Source organism: Mesorhizobium sp. CA13, from assembly GCF_020165235.1.
Taxonomy (GTDB): Bacteria; Pseudomonadota; Alphaproteobacteria; order Rhizobiales; family Rhizobiaceae; genus Mesorhizobium.
In genome coordinates, this window is sequence record NZ_JAIUHS010000011.1 from 19547 (window position 1) to 36351 (window position 16805).

At 62.5% G+C, this 16805-nt stretch carries 11 protein-coding genes and 1 pseudogene; 9 read left to right on the top strand and 3 right to left on the bottom strand.

Going from position 1 to position 16805, the window contains the following annotated elements; genetic code table 11:
* The first annotated feature begins 127 nt into the window (after window positions 1-127).
* The 4 genes and pseudogenes from LB566_RS22400 to LB566_RS22415 all read left to right on the top strand — a co-directional run.
* Entirely contained in the window at window positions 128-1786 is a 1659-nt protein-coding gene (locus LB566_RS22400; protein ID WP_140553015.1) for an ABC transporter substrate-binding protein, read from the top strand.
* A 150-nt stretch (window positions 1787-1936) separates the two neighbouring features.
* On the top strand, window positions 1937-2971 hold the full coding sequence (locus LB566_RS22405; protein ID WP_224627079.1) for an ABC transporter permease: 1035 nt from the start codon (window positions 1937-1939) through the stop codon (window positions 2969-2971).
* Window positions 2972-2983: 12 nt separating this feature from the next.
* Window positions 2984-4141: an ABC transporter permease gene (locus LB566_RS22410; RefSeq protein WP_224627081.1), complete on the top strand. Its 1158-nt coding sequence runs from the start codon at window positions 2984-2986 to the stop codon at window positions 4139-4141.
* Window positions 4142-4194: 53 nt separating this feature from the next.
* Window positions 4195-6492: pseudogene (locus LB566_RS22415) on the top strand (dipeptide ABC transporter ATP-binding protein); the annotation flags it as partial.
* Between the two features lie 427 nt (window positions 6493-6919).
* Here LB566_RS22415 and LB566_RS22420 read toward each other — a convergent pair.
* Window positions 6920-7510 (bottom strand): transglycosylase SLT domain-containing protein, encoded by a 591-nt coding sequence (locus LB566_RS22420; protein WP_140553022.1) that lies wholly within the window; start codon window positions 7508-7510, stop codon window positions 6920-6922.
* Between the two features lie 217 nt (window positions 7511-7727).
* Here LB566_RS22420 and LB566_RS22425 point away from each other — a divergent pair, with 217 nt between their 5' ends.
* Window positions 7728-9266 carry a trimethylamine methyltransferase family protein gene (locus LB566_RS22425; protein WP_224627083.1) on the top strand — a complete coding sequence of 513 codons (1539 nt, stop codon included), beginning with the start codon at window positions 7728-7730 and terminating at the stop codon, window positions 9264-9266.
* Between the two features lie 66 nt (window positions 9267-9332).
* Window positions 9333-11774, top strand: a complete 2442-nt coding sequence (locus LB566_RS22430; protein WP_224627091.1) for an FAD-dependent oxidoreductase — start codon at window positions 9333-9335, stop codon at window positions 11772-11774.
* A gap of 18 nt (window positions 11775-11792) precedes the next feature.
* Here the strand turns inward: LB566_RS22430 and LB566_RS22435 are convergent, their stop codons facing one another.
* On the bottom strand, window positions 11793-12185 hold the full coding sequence (locus LB566_RS22435) for a DoxX family protein (RefSeq protein ID WP_140516674.1): 393 nt from the start codon (window positions 12183-12185) through the stop codon (window positions 11793-11795).
* Window positions 12186-12383: 198 nt separating this feature from the next.
* Between LB566_RS22435 and LB566_RS22440 the strand changes: the two genes are divergently transcribed.
* Complete coding sequence (locus LB566_RS22440) at window positions 12384-12872, top strand: hypothetical protein (protein ID WP_181172624.1); 489 nt, start codon at window positions 12384-12386, stop codon at window positions 12870-12872.
* A gap of 72 nt (window positions 12873-12944) precedes the next feature.
* Here LB566_RS22440 and LB566_RS22445 read toward each other — a convergent pair whose 3' ends face one another.
* Window positions 12945-13721 carry a VOC family protein gene (locus tag LB566_RS22445; RefSeq protein WP_224627093.1) on the bottom strand — a complete coding sequence of 259 codons (777 nt, stop codon included), beginning with the start codon at window positions 13719-13721 and terminating at the stop codon, window positions 12945-12947.
* Window positions 13722-14021: 300 nt separating this feature from the next.
* Here LB566_RS22445 and LB566_RS22450 point away from each other — a divergent pair, with 300 nt between their 5' ends.
* Window positions 14022-15386, top strand: coding sequence for an NAD(P)-dependent oxidoreductase (locus tag LB566_RS22450; protein WP_224627095.1), 1365 nt, complete (start codon window positions 14022-14024; stop codon window positions 15384-15386).
* A gap of 2 nt (window positions 15387-15388) precedes the next feature.
* Window positions 15389-16702 (top strand): NAD-dependent dihydropyrimidine dehydrogenase subunit PreA, encoded by a 1314-nt coding sequence (gene preA, locus LB566_RS22455; RefSeq protein WP_224627106.1) that lies wholly within the window; start codon window positions 15389-15391, stop codon window positions 16700-16702.
* The last annotated feature ends 103 nt before the right edge of the window (window positions 16703-16805 follow it).

The window sequence follows — 16805 nt, forward strand, 5'->3', positions numbered from 1 at the left end:
TATCACGCGAACCGCTCCCCCTCCAAAGTTGCACATTCGTCGATATGTTCCCAATCCATGCCGTCTTTGACATCATGGCCTGGATGCGGAATGTTAATCGGCGGAAAGCCAACAATGGGAGTTAGTCATGACAATCTACAAGAGTAATGGCGACAGCGTTCCGGATCACATCCTGGCCATGGCCGAAGAAGCCAAGTCGGGTAAGGTCGATCGCCGCGAATTCCTCGCGCTTGCCAGCGTCTTCGGCGCTTCGACGGCCATGGCCTATGGCCTGCTGGGGCTCGCCGCCCCGACGCCGGCCAAGGCCGAGGAGGTGCAGGGAAAGAAAGGCGGCGTGCTCAAGGTGGCAATGTCGGTCAAGGATCCCAAGGATCCGCGCACGGCCGACTGGTCGGAAATCTCCAATGCCGAGCGGCAGGCGCTCGAGCCGCTGGTGAAATACACCCACCAGTACACATTCGCGCCCTATCTCCTGGAAAGCTGGGACATCAATGACGATGCCACCGAGTACACGCTGCATGTGCGGCCGGGCGTCGAGTGGAACAATGGCGACAAGTTCACCGCCGACGACGTGATCTACAATTTCACCCGCTGGGCCGACAAGGCCGCGGAAGGCAATTCCATGCCGGGCCGCCTCGGCAGCCTCGTCGACGACAGCACAAAGAAATTGCGCGAGGGGTCGGTCATCAAGGTCGACGACATGACCGTCAAGCTGAAGCTCACCAAACCCGATATCGCCATCATCCCCAACCTGACCGACTATCCGGCATTGGTGGTGCACAAGAGCTTCGACGAGAAGGGCGCCAACTTCAAGAACTGCCCGATCGGTACGGGTCCGTTCGAGCTCGTCTCCTATGACGTCGGCCAGAAGGTCGTCTACAAGCGCCGCGAGACCGGCAAGTGGTGGCAGGGCGAAGCCTTCCTCGATGGCGTCGAGTTCATCGATTACGGCACCGATCCGGCCGCAACGGTCTCGGCTTTCGAATCGGGCGAAGTCCAGACCAACCATGAGACGACCGCCGACTACGTCAAGATCATCGCAGACGTCGGCGCGCCGCCTTCCGAGGTCGTGACCGCCGCCACCGTGGTGTCGCGCTTCAACGTCAACGCCAAGCCTTATGGCGACCAGAAAGTGCGTCAGGCGATGTGCCTGGCCGTGGACAATTCGGTGGTGCTGCAGCTCGGCTACGGCAATGCCGGCACGCCAGCCGAGAACCACCATGTCGCGCCGATCCATCCCGAATATGTCGAGCTGCCCAAGATCAAGCGCGACATCGCCAAGGCCAAGCAGATGCTGACGGAAGCCGGCGTGATCGATTTCGAACACGAGCTGATCAGCAACGACGAGGACTACCACAAGAACACCACGGACGCGATCGCAGCCCAGCTGCGCGAGGCCGGCATCAAGGTGAAGCGCACCGTGCTGCCGAGCTCGACCTTCTGGAACGACTGGACGAAATATCCATTCTCGGAAACCAACTGGAACATGCGTCCGCTTGGCATCCAGGTCATCGCCATCGCCTACCGCTCGGGTGAAGCCTGGAACGAGACGGCCTACGCCAATCCGGACTTCGACAAGAAGGTCAACGAGGCGCTCGGGATCGCAGACGCGGAGAAGCGCAAGGTGGTGATGAAGGATATCGAGCAGATGCTGCAGGATTCCGGCATCATCATCCAGCCTTACTGGCGCAAGCTCTATATCAACATCAAGCCGGAGGTGAAGAACCACTCGATGCACCCCACCTACGAGCACGACTTCGGCAAGGTCTGGCTCGATCAGGCGTGACCCACAGCCTGCCGGGAGCGGAGGCGCCAGCGTCTTTCGCTCCCGCGGCATCGCCGCCGTTGCATTGGATGCAGCGGCGGCATGACGTCACAAGGTTTTTGATACAGGGTTGAACCTATCTGACCCCAACCCGGCCGGCAGGGGGGTACAATGTTCTCATTCATCGCCAGACGCATCGGCACGATACTGCTCACGATGCTGTGCCTGACGCTGGTCGTCTTCTTCCTCGTCAATCTGGAACCCAACCTGAAGAAGCTGGCGATCAGCCAGACCGAGATGCACACCTCGGCCGAACAGCTGGAAAGCTGGCTGGTCAATCATGGCTATCGGCAGAACTTCTTCGTGCGCTACGGCCAGTGGCTCGGCGTCCTGCCCAAGCAGCCGGTCACCGATCCGGCAACCGGCAAACCGGCGCAGCGCTTCTCCTTCTGCAACGATCCGGCCGAGCCGAAGTTCTCCGGCGTGCTCCAGGGTGATTTCGGCTGCTCGACCAAGTTCAAGACCACGGTGGCGGCCAAGCTGTTCCCGGCGCTCGGCGCTACCGGCATCCTGATGTTCTGCGTGCTGGCGGTGATGGTGCCGGTCTCGCTGCTGATCGGCATCCTGGCCGGCATGCGCGAGGGGTCGCGCACCGACCGCGTGCTGTCGGTCGCCTCGATCGCCTCGACGGCGACGCCCGAATATGTGTCGGGCGTCATCTTCACCGTCATCTTCGCCTCCTGGCTCGGCTGGCTGAACGGATCCGCCGCATCGGCAAGCCAGGGCATCACCTTCTACAACTTCACGCTGCCGGTGATCACGCTGGCGATCTACGGCATCGGCTACATTGCGCGCATGACACGTGCCTCGATGGTCGAGGTGATGACGCAGCAATATATCCGCACGGCCCGGCTGAAGGGTCTTTCCTTCAAAAGCGTGGTGGTCAAGCACGCGCTGCGCAACGCTCTGATCGCGCCCTTCACCGTGATCATGCTCCAGTTTCCCTGGCTGCTCACCGGCGTCGTCATCGTCGAGGTGATGTTCCGCTATCAGGGCTTCGGCTACACGCTGGTCGAGGCCGCCGGCAACAACGACATCGACCTTTTGCTCGGCTGCTCGCTGGTCTCGGTGTTCATCGTCCTGATCACGCAGCTCATTTCGGATGTCGGCTACGCGTTCCTCAATCCGCGCATTCGGGTCCAGTAGGGGAGACGGCGCATGCAAGCCCAATATATCGGCGCCTCCACCGTCGTCCTCGAAGTGCTCTGGCGCTTCTGGCTGGTCTGGCTCGCGCTTCTCATCGTCATGGGCGCGAGCTTCCTCTACAAGAAGAAGCTGGCTCTCTATGGCCAACTGTTCGACAGCGGCGTCGGCATAGCCGGCGTCGCCATCTGCCTGTTCTGGCTGTTCACGGCGATCTTCGCCTCGACCATCTCGCCTTTCGATCCGCTCGGCCAGATTCCCATCATGAAGGATACGCTGCCGGGAGCCATCGAACCGCAATCGGGCCTCGCCTATCTGTTCGGTGGCGACAAGCTCGCCCGCGACGTCTTTTCGCGCATGGTCTATGGCAGCCAGATCGTACTGATCATCGCGCCGGCGGCGACCGGCTTCGCGCTCATGGTCGGCATCACGCTCGGCCTGCCGGCCGGCTATTATGGCGGCAAGATCGATACCGTGCTGTCGTTCCTGGCCAATCTCGTGCTGGCCTTCCCGGTCATCCTGCTGTTCTACCTCCTGGTGACGCCGGGCATCATGGACACGCCGATCCCCTACGCGCTGGCCGGCGTGTTCTTCCTGTTCCCGATCATCTTCTTCTGCGTGCTGTTCTGGACGCGGTACAAGAACCGACCCGACCGGATCTACATCCTGCTCGGCCTGACGCTGGTTGTCGGCGGCTGGATCTATGCCGGCCTGGTGTTCGATGCCGATCCGCTGAAGATCGTGCACATCGACCCCAACCAGCTCAACATCTTCGTGGCGGTGGTGTTCGCCTCGAGCCCGGGCGTGTTCCGCATCGTGCGCGGGCTGACCATGGACATCAAGACGCGCGACTATGTTGCGGCGGCGCAGACACGCGGTGAATCGCCCTGGTACATCATGCTGTGGGAAATCCTGCCCAATGCGCGCGGACCGCTGATCGTCGATGCCTGCCTGCGCATCGGCTACACCACCATCCTGCTCGGCACGCTGGGCTATTTCGGCCTCGGGCTGGCGCCGGAAAGTCCCGACTGGGGCACCGCGATCAAGGATGCCAGCCGGCTGCTGCGCTCCTTCATCCATCCCGCACTGCCGCCGACGATCGCGCTGATGTCGTTCGTGCTGGGGCTGAACCTGCTCGCCGATTCCCTGCGCGAGCAATCGATGAAGGATTGATGGCGGGGTCCTCGACCCTACTTGCCCGGAAGAACCAAGGATTGGAGCGACCCATGAACGAGGCAGTTCGAAATCCGGCCAGGCCGAACAATGGGCCGATCATCGAGATCGAGAACCTGTCGATCTCCTTCTTCACCCGCAAGGGCGAGATACCGGCCGTGATGGATTTTTCCTGCACGGTCATGCCCGGCGAAGCGATGGGCATTGTCGGCGAATCCGGCTGCGGCAAGTCGACCGTGTCGCTCGGCATCATGCGCGACCTCTCCAACATCGGCAAGATCGTCGGCGGCAAGATCAAGTTCCAGGGCAAGGACATGGGCGAGCTCTCCGAGGAGGAGCTGCGCAGCATCCGCGGCAATAAGATCGCCATGATCTACCAGGAGCCGATGGCGAGCCTGAACCCGGCGATGAAGATCGGCCAGCAGTTGATGGAAGTGCCGCTGATCCACGACAAGGTGTCGAAGGAAGAGGCCTATAAACGTGCGCTCGAAATGGTGCGCTCGGTGAAGCTTCCCGATCCGGAACGCATGATGCGCTCCTATCCGCATCAGCTTTCTGGCGGTCAGCAGCAGCGTATCGTCATCGCCATGGCGCTGCTGTCGAAGCCGGCGCTGCTTCTCCTCGACGAGCCGACGACCGCGCTCGACGTGACGGTGGAGGCGGGCATCGTCGAACTGGTGAAGGGGCTGGGCGAGAAGTTCGGCACCTCGATGATCTTCGTGTCGCACAACCTTGGCCTGATCCTGGAGACCTGCGACCGCATCACGGTGATGTATTCGGGCGAGGCCGTCGAGACCGGCAAGATCAAGGACGTGTTCGACCGGATGCGTCATCCCTATACGCAGGGCCTTTTCCGCTCGATTCCGCTGCCGGGCGCCGACAAGAACTCGCGGCCGCTGATCTCGATCCCCGGTCAGCTGCCCCTGCCGCATGAGCGGCCGAAGGGCTGTAATTTCGGCCCGCGCTGCCACCATTTCGTCGAGGGCGTCTGCAACGCCGCCGAAATCCCGATGATCGAAGTCGCGGGACATGAAGGTCATTTCTCGCGCTGCGTGCGCTTCAACGAAATCGATTGGGACGCCCTGCCGCCCGGCGCCAAGAAGGTCAATGAGAAGGTCGTGCCTGGCGCACCGGTACTCAAGATCGAGGATCTGAGGAAATACTACAAGGTTGGCGGCAGCGAGGTGTTCGGCTCGAGCGAGGGCCGCGTCGTCAAGGCCAACGAAACGATTTCGTTTACGGCGCGCGAATCCGAAACCGTCGCCATTGTCGGCGAATCCGGCTGCGGAAAATCGACGCTGGCGAAAGTGCTGCTCGGGCTCGAGACGGCGAGCTCCGGCAAGGTCACGCTCGCCAACAAGGAAATCCAGTCGACCGGCATCGAGAGCCGCAGCGTCGACACGGTGTCGTCCATCCAGATGGTTTTCCAGAACCCGTTCGATACGCTCAACCCCAGCCATTCGGTCGGCTCGCAGATCATCCGCACGCTGGAGAAATTCAACGTCGGCAAGACCGTCGCCGACCGGCGCAAGCGCATGCTGGAATTGCTCGACCTGGTGAAGCTGCCGCGCGCCTTCGAAAGCCGCAAGCCGCGCCAGCTTTCGGGCGGCCAGAAGCAGCGCATCGGCGTGGCGCGCGCCTTTGCCGGCGATGCCAAGGTGGTGGTGGCCGACGAACCGGTCTCGGCGCTCGACGTGTCGGTCCAGGCGGCGGTGACTGAGCTGCTGATGGACATCCAGCGCAAGAACAAGACGACGATGCTGTTCATCAGCCACGATCTGTCGGTCGTGCGCTATATCGCCGACCGTGTGGTCGTCATGTATCTCGGCTATATCGTCGAGCAAGGCACGACCGACCAGATCTTCGCGCCGCCCTATCATCCCTATACCGAGGCACTGCTTTCAGCGATCCCGATCGCCGACACCAGCGTGGTCAAGAAGCACATCGTGCTCGACGGCGATATTCCCTCGGCGATGAACCCGCCGACAGGCTGTCCATTCCAGACGCGCTGCGGCTACAAGAGATTGGTGCCGGACAATCTGTGCGAAACCAAGGTGCCGCCGGTCAAGAACCTCGGCGGCGGCCATATGAGCCTGTGCTGGCTCTCGGACGACGTGCTGGCGACGATGGAGCCGGTGATCAAGTTCGACAAGCAGCATGCCGACCGTGAGGGCGTGCCGGACGACGCGCCGCATGGTGTCGGTCCGGGCTTTGCCGGTGCGCCTCCGAAGCGGCCGCATGGTAAGACGACCAGCACGGAAGCCGATGCGGTGGGGCAGGCCGCAGAGGAAACCGAAGCCGTCTCAAAGGCCCGTCGTCATGAGGTCCGCGACGAGGTTTCGGAGACTGGTCGTCCGGCGACGGATGCCAACGCAACCTCCGCGCCGTTCACGCCAAGAACGCTTGGTGACGGCCGGCAGGCCGAGAGTGCATACGTTGCACCGCTTGCCCCGCCGGCTCGGCTGGCCGACGCAAGTGCCACCGACAAGAACCGTCCGACCGGCATCGCCAGGCCGATCAAACCCGACAATCTCAAGCTGATTTCGGGCGTCGGCCCGAAAACAGAAGGCATCCTCAACGACCTCGGCATCTTCACCTACGCCCAGGTCGCCGCGTGGAAAAAAGCCGAGCGCCAATGGGTCGACGACTATCTTAGATTCAAAGGCCGCATCGAGCGCGAGGACTGGACCAGGCAGGCCAGGGTGCTCGCCAAGGGCGGCGAGGCGGAATATATCAGGGTGTTCGGCAGGAAGCCGCGCTGACGGACCGGCGCGCCTCTCAGCTGCCGCACTGCCTCAGCTGTTGGGCATAGTCGCGGGCCATCTTGTCGGTCGCCCGGGCATAGCCCTGGACGCCGGCGTCGCCACGGTTGCCACGGCCATAGGCGGTCCAGCCGAGATAGTAGGCGAGGTAGAGATTGTAGGTGTCGTTGCGGGCGACGCCGTAGGTATCCGCTGTCTTGGAATGGTACCAGCCGACGAAATCGACGGCGTCGGCGAATTTGGTCCGGCGCGCCGCCCAGTTGCCGGTTTCGCTCTGATATTGCGACCATGTACCGTCCAGCGCCTGCGAGAAGCCGGTGGCCGACGAAACGTGCTTCCACGGGATGAACCCGAGCAGTTTGGTGCGCGGCGGCCGGGCGTTGCTCTTGAAACCGGATTCCTTGCGCACCGTCGCCATCAGAACGGGAACGGGCACGCCGTATTTCTGCTCGGCGCGTTCGGCGGCCGACTGCCAATTGTCGAACCAGCCGTCATTCTGGTCGAAGACGGCGCAGACATTGTTGATGTGGCTGGGGGCGGTCGCGCAGGCCGAAAGTGCCAGCAGCATACCAACCGCTACAATTTTACTAAAACTCGACCTACGCATCGGCAGAGCAATAGGCTCAAATCATAAAGGGAATCTTGCCACGCCCGTTAACGCGTCGCCGACGCGGGCGGTTCGGAAAGTGCCATATTGATTGTCCGACATATCTTGTCGCTTTTTATAAATCAATGTTTCGAAAATGCCGCCTCGGTTAAAATCACGTCCGCAAACGACGTATTTCTGACAGCTGGCGCGGTTTGCCGAGGCTTTGATGCCCGATATGAACGAACCAAGACGCAAGCGCGGCGCCGAGCGCACCAGCAACCGGGGGCCAGGGCCCATCCCGCAGTTGCCGGCGAGGCGGGTGACCAATCCCTATCCTCCGATGGCCTTGCTGTCGTCCGACCAGATCGAGGCCATCCATCAGGCGTCGATGCATATATTGGAGAATTTCGGCATCGAGGTGATGAGCCTACGGGCGCTGTCGCTGTTCGAGCAGGCCGGTGCCAGCGTGGACCACGCGTCGGCGAACGTCCGCATCGACCGCGGCATGGTCGACGAGGCGCTGAAGACGACGCGGTCCAACTATACCCTTACACCGCGCAATCCGGCCAACGTCGTTCATCTCGGCGGCAACACCATCAATTTCACGCTCGTTGCCGGTCCGCCCAATGTGCACGACATGGAGCGCGGCCGCCGCGCCGGCAATTTGCGCGATTATGCGGATCTGACCCAGCTGGCGCAGCATTTCAACTGCGTGCACATGCTCGGCAACCAGGTCTGCGCGCCAGTCGAATTGCCGGCCAATTCGCGCCATCTCGACACCTATTTCACCAATCTCACGCTGACCGACAAAAGCTTCCATGTCTCGGCGATCGGCCGGGGCAGGGCGCTCGACGGCATCGAGATGATGGCGATCGCGCGCGGGCTGACGCTGGACCAGTTGGGCGACGATCCCGGCATCGCCACCATCATCTCGGTCAACTCGCCGCGCCGTTTCGACGAGATGATGGCCGAGGGGCTGATGACGATGGCCGAATTCGGCCAGTCGGTGGCGGTGACGCCGTTCACGCTGATGGGCGCGATGAGCCCGGTGACGCTGGCGGGTGCTTTGGCGCAGCAGAATGCGGAGGCACTGTTCGGCGTCGTGCTGACGCAGCTTGTGCGTCCGGGCGCGCCGGTCATGTATGGCGCCTTCACCTCCAATGTCGACATGAAGTCGGGCGCGCCGGCCTTCGGCACACCTGAAAACACCAAAGCTAACATCGCGTCGGGGCAACTGGCCCGGCGCTACGGGCTGCCCTACCGGACAACGCCGGGCTCAGCGTCGAACGCCGCCGATGCGCAAGGCGCTTATGAGACGCTGATGGCGCTGTGGGGCGCGGTGCTCGGCCACGGCAACCTCGTCTATCACGCCGCCGGCTGGCAGGAGGGCGGGCTGACTGCGTCGTTCGAGAAATTCATCATCGACGTCGAAATGATCCAGCACATGATGGAGTTTTTGCGCCCGATCGTGGTCGATGAGGCCGAGCTTGCCGTCGAGGCGCTGGGCGCGGTGCCGACCGGCGGCCATTTCTTCGGCGAGCCGCACACGCTGGAACGTTATGCGACGGCCTTCTATCAGCCGATGCTTTCGAACTGGCAGAATTTTGAAGCCTGGCAGGAAGCCGGCGGCCTCGACGCAACCGCGCGCGCCACGCGGTTGTGGAAGAAGGCGCTCGAAGACTATGTCGAGCCTCCGATGGACATCGCCGTGCGCGAAGCGCTGGAGGCCTATGTGGCCAAGCGCAAGGAAGCGATTGGGGCGGGCGAGCCGTGATGCGCCACGAACGTCCCGTTTTGAATCATCCAACCCGTCCAACTAACTGATATCAGAGAAGAAATCATGAAATCGCATGCAAGGGTCGTGGTCATTGGCGGCGGGGTCGTCGGGTGTTCGGTGCTGTTCCATCTCGCCCGCCATGGCTGGACCGACGTCGTGCTTCTGGAGCGCGACGAGCTGACTTCAGGCTCGACGTGGCACGCGGCCGGCGGCATGCACACGATCAATGGCGATCCCAACGTCGCCAAGCTGCAGAAATACACGATCAACCTCTACAAGGAGATCGAGGAGCTTTCCGGCCAGGCGACCGGCGTGCATCTGACCGGCGGCGTGCTGCTGGCGGCGACCGAGGCGCGGCTCGACTGGCTGCGTGGCGTCGTCGCCAAGGGTCGCTATCTCGGCATCGATCTCGAAGAAATCTCACCGAAAGAAGCGGCCGAACTGATGCCGCTGCTCGACCCCAAGCAGTTCGTCGGTGCTGTCCGCAACAAGGAGGACGGCCATCTCGATCCCTCCGGCGTCACCCATGCCTATGCCAAGGCTGCGCGGAAGCTGGGCGCCGAGGTCGAGCGCTTCACCAAGGTCGAGGACATCGTGCGGCGTCCCGACGGGCTGTGGCGCGTCATCACCAACAAGGGCGAGGTCGTGGCCGAGCATGTCGTCAACGCCGGTGGCCTTTGGGCGCGAGAGGTCGGCCGCATGGTCGGGCTCGAACTGCCGGTGCTGGCCATGGAGCACATGTACCTGATCACCGAGGATATGCCGGAAGTCGCCGCCTGGAACGCCAAGACCGGCACCGAGATCATCCACGCCGTCGATTTCGACGGCGAGCTCTATCTGCGCCAGGAGCGCGGCGGCATGCTGATGGGTACCTATGAGAAGGCCAACAAGGCATGGTCCGAGCACCAGACGCCGTGGAATTTCGGCCACGAACTGCTGGAGCCGGACATCGACCGCATCGCACCGTCACTGGAAGTCGGCTTCCGGCATTTCCCGGCCTTTCAGAACACCGGCATCAAGCAGATCATCAACGGACCCTTCACCTTCGCGCCTGACGGCAACCCGCTGGTCGGGCCGGTGCGCGGTTTGCCGGGCTTCTGGGTGGCCTGTGGCGTCATGGCCGGTTTCAGCCAGGGCGGCGGCGTTGGGCTCGCGCTGTCCAACTGGATGATCGAGGGCGATCCCGGCGCCGACATCTGGGCCATGGACGTTGCGCGCTATGGCGACTGGGCGACGATGGCCTACACCAACGCCAAGGTGCGCGAGAACTATTCCAGACGCTTTTCGATCCGCTTCCCCAATGAGGAATTGCCCGCCGGGCGGCCGCTGAAGACGACGCCGGTCTACGACCTGCTGTCGGCCAAGGGCGCGCAATGGGGCGTGTCCTATGGGCTGGAAGTGCCGCTCTGGTACGCGCCGGAAGGCGTCAGGGACGAGTTCTCGTGGCGCCGCTCGAGCGATTTCGCCCATGTCGGCAGGGAGGTTGCAAACGTTCGCGGGGGCGTCGGCCTCGCCGAGATTTCGAACTTCGCCAAATATGGCGTGACAGGCGAGGGTGCTGCCGCATGGCTCGACCGGCTGCTTGCCTGCAAGCTACCGAGGCCAGGCCGCATGACGCTGGCGCCTATGCTGAAGGAGGACGGCAAGCTCATCGGCGATTTCACGCTGGCCAATCTCGGCCCTCTTGATCGAGATGGGGAAGAGTGGTTCATCGCCGGTTCCGGCATTGCCGAGCAGTACCATATGCGCTGGTTCGAAAAGCATCTGCCCGCGGATGGTTCTGTCCGCATCGAGGCATCGGGCGCGAAGCTCACCGGCCTTGCCCTCGCCGGGCCGAAGGCGCGGGACGTACTGGCCAAGGTCACGCGGACGGACGTCTCGAACGCCGCCTTTCCCTTCATGGCCATTGGCAAGATGGATATCGGCATGGCGCCCTGCCTGGTTGGCCGCGTCAGCTACACAGGTGATCTCGGCTATGAAATCTGGGTGGCGCCGGAATATCAGCGCGCGGCGTTCCAGGCGCTGATGGCGGCGGGCGAGGAGTTCGGCATTGGCCTGTTCGGCTCCCGTGCGCTGAACGCACTGCGGTTGGAAAAGAACTATGGCTCGTGGGCGCGCGAATACCGGCCGATCTACGGACCGCTGGAGGCAGGGCTCGATCGCTTTGTCGCCTATGGCAAGGAAGCCGATTTCATTGGCAAGACCGCGGCGTTGGCAGAGCGCACGCAGGGCGGCAGGCTCAGGCTGCGGGCCTTCATCGTCGAGGCTGCCGAGGCCGATGTCATCGGCGACGAGCCGATCTGGTTCGGCGGCACGGTGCGTGGCTGGGTGACGTCAGGCGGCTATGCGCATCATTCAAGGAAATCGGTCGCCATGGGCTACGTGCCGAAGGAGATCGCCGAGGAGAGCGAAGGCTTCGAGATCGAAATCCTCGGCAGGCGCCATGCCGCACGCATGCAGCCGGTACCGCTGTTCGACGCCAATTTGGAGCGGATGCGGGCGTGAACAATCCGCATCCGGCTCTCAGGCAGCGCGGCGATTGTCGAGCGCAAAGGCGCCAGGGCCGGCGAAGAACAGATAGAGGAAGATAAAGCAGAACGAGATCGCCAAATCGCCGCCATTGTTGACGGGGAAGAAGCCGCGCGGCATGTGCGCCATGAAATAGGCGATCGCCATCTCGCCCGCCAGAAGGAAGGCGACTGGGCGGGTGAACAGCCCCAGCGCCAGCAGGATGCCGCCGGCGAACTCGAGAATGCCGGCTGTCAGGGTCAATCCGCTGAGGGCGTGAGGTTCGGCGCTTGCCGGGAAATTGAACAGCTTTTGGCTGCCATGCTCGATGAACTGCAGCGCGGTCATGATGCGCAGAACGCCGAGCGCCTGTGGCTGGTATCGGGCCAAGCCTTCGAAAAGCGCCATCTGAAACTCCGTTTTCACCCCCAGGTCCGGCCTAGATTATCGTCCTGAGATGGACCATTCACTTCCCGCTACCTAACATCAACAAATGGTGATGCGAGATGTTCCGCAACGCGTCGATATTTTCCTCCTAGGGTTGCATTATTATCTCTATGGTTGTATCGATTTGTAGATAGTCGAAATCGTTTGGGGTCTCTCGCCATGAAAAAAGTCGTCATCAGCTTTTTCGCAATCCTTGCCGGCACCAGCTTCGCAATGGCCGAGGACGCCGGCTGCGAGGCGTTCAAATGGCCGGTAACGCGTGAGCAGGCGCTGTTCGCCGCGCCTCCTTCTGCCGCGTCAGGGGCGACGCTGGCGATCGGCGCTGCCGCCGATCTGGTCCTGGTGCCGGCCGAGACAGCGGAATTCGCCCTCCCGCCCGAACGTGCCCCCGCGCCTGGCACATTCGGCGCCGTCGCCAGCATGGTTGTGCCGCCGGAAGGGGGCATCCAGATAAGCCTGTCGGGCGAAGCCTGGATTGATGTCATTCAGGACGGCCATACCGTGAAATTGGCCGGCTACAGCGGGGTCAAGACCTGTCCGGACATTCGCAAGAGCGTTCGATTCAAGCTTGCGCCCGGCCCGGCCACCGTCCAGTTCAGCGGTGCAAAAAAGGCAGGCCTGAAAGTCGCGGTGCTGACGCCGGAATAGCTCGGCGCCAAGCTGGGGACACGGCCCTCAATCTTACGATCAAAGGCCGTCCTCCTGTGCGACGTTGAGCCCTTACCGTCCGGGCGCCATCAAGGCGAAATGGGCGCCTTGCGGATCCTGGCATTGCACGATCCAGCTGCCGCCGGGGACCTCCATTGGGCCCATCAGGATCTTGCCGCCATTGTCGGTCACCCGTTTTGCCGCCGCGTCGATGGCGGTTACGTTGAAATAAAACTGCCAGACCGGCACCGGGATCTGTTCGGGTTTGTTCATGATGCCGCCACCGGATTCGGGGCCGGCCGCGAAGGTTTGATAGGTTCCCATCGGTCCCATGTCGAAATCGCCGGCATTGGTCCATCCGAACTGGCTGGAATAGAAGTCGAACGCGGCCTTCCAGTCGGTTGTGTAAAGCTCGTGCCAGCCGATATGGCCCGGCGTGCTGGCCGGCACGACCGGCTGGTCGGGCCCGTTCGGCTGCAGGAACATGAAGGTCGCGCCTTGCGGATCGGCGACGACGGCGAAGCGGCCGACGCCCGGAATGTCGTCGGGCTGGCGATGAACGGCGCCGCCTGCTTTCTGCAGCGACGCCGTGGCAGCATCGACATCCCTGGTGTGGATATAGCCAAGCCAGGCGGGAGGCATGCCCATTTTGGCGGGATCCTCGGGCATCGTCATCAACCCGCCGACACCACGCTCGCCGACATTCATGACGATGTAGCGCGGCATGCCGGGAGCCTTGTCGAAGGGTTGCGCGGTCCAGCCGACCACCTTGGTATAGAACGCCTCGGCGGCATCGAGGTCTGATGTCATCAATTCGTACCAGAAAAAGGGCATTGGGGATTTCGGCATCATCGGTCTCCTCACCTTTTGCGTCGATCGTCCTCCGATCCATCATAGGACGATCTTCGAGACGGAAATCCGACAGCGGAGGAAAAATTTGCGTGTCCCAGGCGCGCCGTGGCCGCGCCGGCCGCCTTGCGGAAAGCCTTTCCTCGAAGGTTCGATATTCGCGCATCACGGACTTAAAACATGAACTGAAATATCATGTTTTATTCGAGCCTTTTCAGCGGCTTATGTCGAAAATTGACCAATTGATAAAAAAATAAAACGTGCTAGCCTTTCCTAAAACGAAAACAAGGGGAACTGACGATGGCAGAAGGCCAGTTCAGGGAAGGCATTGCAGGCGGCCGGCTGCCTGCCGACCAGTACGCGGACAATTTTTCCGACCTGCATCCGCCGCTCGATCACCACGAGGCGCTGGTCGAATCCGATCGCTGCTATTTCTGCTACGACGCGCCGTGTATGAACGCATGCCCGACCTCGATCGACATTCCGCTGTTCATCCGCCAGATCTCCACGGGCAATCCGATCGGCTCGGCCAAGACCATTTTCGACCAGAACATTCTGGGCGGCATGTGCGCCCGCGTCTGCCCGACCGAGACGCTGTGCGAGGAGGTCTGCGTGCGCGAGGTGGCGGAAGGCAAGCCGGTGCAGATCGGCCGGCTGCAGCGCTATGCCACCGATATCGCGATGAGCGAGAACAGGCAATTTTATCCACGTGCCGCGCCGACAGGCAAGGCGGTCGCCGTGGTGGGCGCCGGGCCGGCCGGCCTTGCCGCCGCCCATCGGCTCGCCCGCCATGGCCACGACGTCACAATCCTGGAAGCGCGCGCGAAGGCGGGCGGGCTCAATGAATATGGCATCGCCGCCTATAAGAGCGTCGACAATTTCGCCCAGGCCGAGGTCGACTATGTCACCTCGATTGGCGGCATCGATATCCAGAACGGCAAGGTGCTCGGCCGCGACTATCAGCTTTCCGACCTGATCCGCAATTATGACGCGGTGTTCCTGGGCACGGGGCTTGGCGGCGTCAATGCGCTGCGCGCCGATGGCGAGGATGCGGACGGTGTTGTCAATGCGGTGGAGTTCATCTCCGAGCTGCGACAGGCCAGCGATCTGGCCAGCCTGCCGGTCGGCCGCCGCGTCGTCGTCATCGGCGGCGGCATGACGGCGATCGATGCCGCGGTGCAGTCGAAGCTGCTTGGCGCCGAAGAGGTGACGATTTGCTACCGGCGCGGCCAGGAACATATGAATGCTTCCGAATTCGAGCAGGATTTGGCGGCCGCCAACGGCGTCGTCATCCGACACTGGCTACAGCCGAAACGGGTGATTGCCGAAGGCGGCAAGGTCAATGCCATCGAGCTCGAATATACCGCCATGAGCGGCGACAGGCTTGCCGGCACCGGCGAGACGCTGACCCTCGTTGCCGACCAGGTATTCAAGGCGATCGGCCAGAGTTTCGTCCCCGCTGCGCTCAACGGCAGCGGTGCTGCGATCGAGCTCGAGGCCGGGCGCATCAAGGTCGATGCGGAAGGGCGCACTTCGCTGGCCAAGGTCTGGGCCGGCGGCGACTGCATATTCGGTGGCGATGACCTGACCGTCTCGGCCGTGGCGCAAGGGCGTGACGCGGCGGAATCCATCCACCGGGCACTGACCTCGAACGGGAGGGCATGAGCATGGCAGATATCAGGAACAATTTCGTCGGCATCAAATCGCCCAATCCGTTCTGGCTGGCCTCGGCGCCGCCGACCGACAAGGCCTACAATGTCGTGCGCGCCTTCAAGGCTGGTTGGGGCGGTGTCGTCTGGAAGACGCTGGGCGAGGAGGGCCCGCCGGTGGTCAACGTCAACGGCCCGCGCTACGGTGCGATCTGGGGCGCCGACCGCCGTCTGCTTGGCCTCAACAACATCGAGCTGATCACCGACCGCGACTTGCAGACCAATCTGCGCGAGATGAAGCAGGTCAAGATGGAGTGGCCCGACCGGGCGCTGATCGCCTCGATCATGGTGCCTTGCGTCGAGGAAAGCTGGAAGGCGATCCTGCCGCTTGTCGAGGAGACCGGCGCCGACGGCATCGAGCTCAATTTCGGCTGCCCGCACGGCATGTCGGAGCGCGGCATGGGCGCCGCCGTCGGCCAGGTGCCGGAATATATCGAAATGGTTGTGCGCTGGTGCAAGCAGTACACGCGCATGCCCGTCATCACCAAGCTGACGCCCAACATCACCGATATCCGCAAGCCGGCGCGGGCGGCGCATGCCGGCGGCACCGACGCAGTGTCGCTGATCAACACCATCAACTCGATCACCGGTGTCGATCTCGACAATTTCGCGCCGATGCCGACCATCGACGGCAAGGGCTCGCATGGCGGCTATTGCGGCCCCGCGGTGAAGCCGATCGCCATGAACATGGTGGCCGAGATCGCGCGCGACCCCGAAACGCAGGGGCTGCCGATCTCCGGCATTGGCGGCATCACCACCTGGCGCGACGCCGCCGAGTTCATGGCGCTCGGCGCGGGGAACGTGCAGGTGTGCACGGCGGCGATGACCTACGGTTTCAAGATCGTCCAGGAGATGATCGCCGGTCTCGAAAACTGGATGGACGAGAAGGGCCATCGCTCGCTCGACGAGATCATCGGGCGTGCCACGCCCAATGTTACGGACTGGCAGTATCTCAACCTCAACTATGTCGCCAAGGCGCATATCGACCAGGATGCCTGCATCAAATGCGGCCGCTGCCACATCGCCTGCGAGGACACCTCGCACCAGGCGATCACCAGCGTGGTCGCCGGCGTCAGGCATTTCGAGGTGATCGAGGCCGAATGCGTCGGCTGCAATCTGTGCGTCAATGTCTGCCCGGTCGACAACTGCATCACCATGGAGCCGCTGGCCGCCGGGGTGATGGACCAGCGCACCGGCATGCCTGTGTCGCCGGTCTATGCCAACTGGACCACGCACCCGAACAACCCGATGGCCAAGGTGGCGGCGGAGTAGAGCGGAACAATCGAGGAAAAAGCGGCGTCTTCGAGCGCCGTTTTCGTTTTCCTATTGCAGATAATAAATATCCAGGATATAAATTATCCATGTATAGGAGATT

Excerpts from the sequence above, each read along its gene's own strand:
- LB566_RS22400 (WP_140553015.1), top strand. The coding sequence starts at position 128 with ATGACAATCTACAAGAGTAATGGCGACAGCGTTCCGGATCACATCCTG.
- LB566_RS22405 (WP_224627079.1), top strand. The coding sequence starts at position 1,937 with ATGTTCTCATTCATCGCCAGACGCATCGGCACGATACTGCTCACGATG.
- LB566_RS22410 (WP_224627081.1), top strand. The coding sequence starts at position 2,984 with ATGCAAGCCCAATATATCGGCGCCTCCACCGTCGTCCTCGAAGTGCTC.
- LB566_RS22420 (WP_140553022.1), bottom strand. The coding sequence starts at position 7,510 with ATGCGTAGGTCGAGTTTTAGTAAAATTGTAGCGGTTGGTATGCTGCTG.
- LB566_RS22425 (WP_224627083.1), top strand. The coding sequence starts at position 7,728 with ATGAACGAACCAAGACGCAAGCGCGGCGCCGAGCGCACCAGCAACCGG.
- LB566_RS22430 (WP_224627091.1), top strand. The coding sequence starts at position 9,333 with ATGAAATCGCATGCAAGGGTCGTGGTCATTGGCGGCGGGGTCGTCGGG.
- LB566_RS22435 (WP_140516674.1), bottom strand. The coding sequence starts at position 12,185 with ATGGCGCTTTTCGAAGGCTTGGCCCGATACCAGCCACAGGCGCTCGGC.
- LB566_RS22440 (WP_181172624.1), top strand. The coding sequence starts at position 12,384 with ATGAAAAAAGTCGTCATCAGCTTTTTCGCAATCCTTGCCGGCACCAGC.
- LB566_RS22445 (WP_224627093.1), bottom strand. The coding sequence starts at position 13,721 with ATGCCGAAATCCCCAATGCCCTTTTTCTGGTACGAATTGATGACATCA.
- LB566_RS22450 (WP_224627095.1), top strand. The coding sequence starts at position 14,022 with ATGGCAGAAGGCCAGTTCAGGGAAGGCATTGCAGGCGGCCGGCTGCCT.
- preA (WP_224627106.1), top strand. The coding sequence starts at position 15,389 with ATGGCAGATATCAGGAACAATTTCGTCGGCATCAAATCGCCCAATCCG.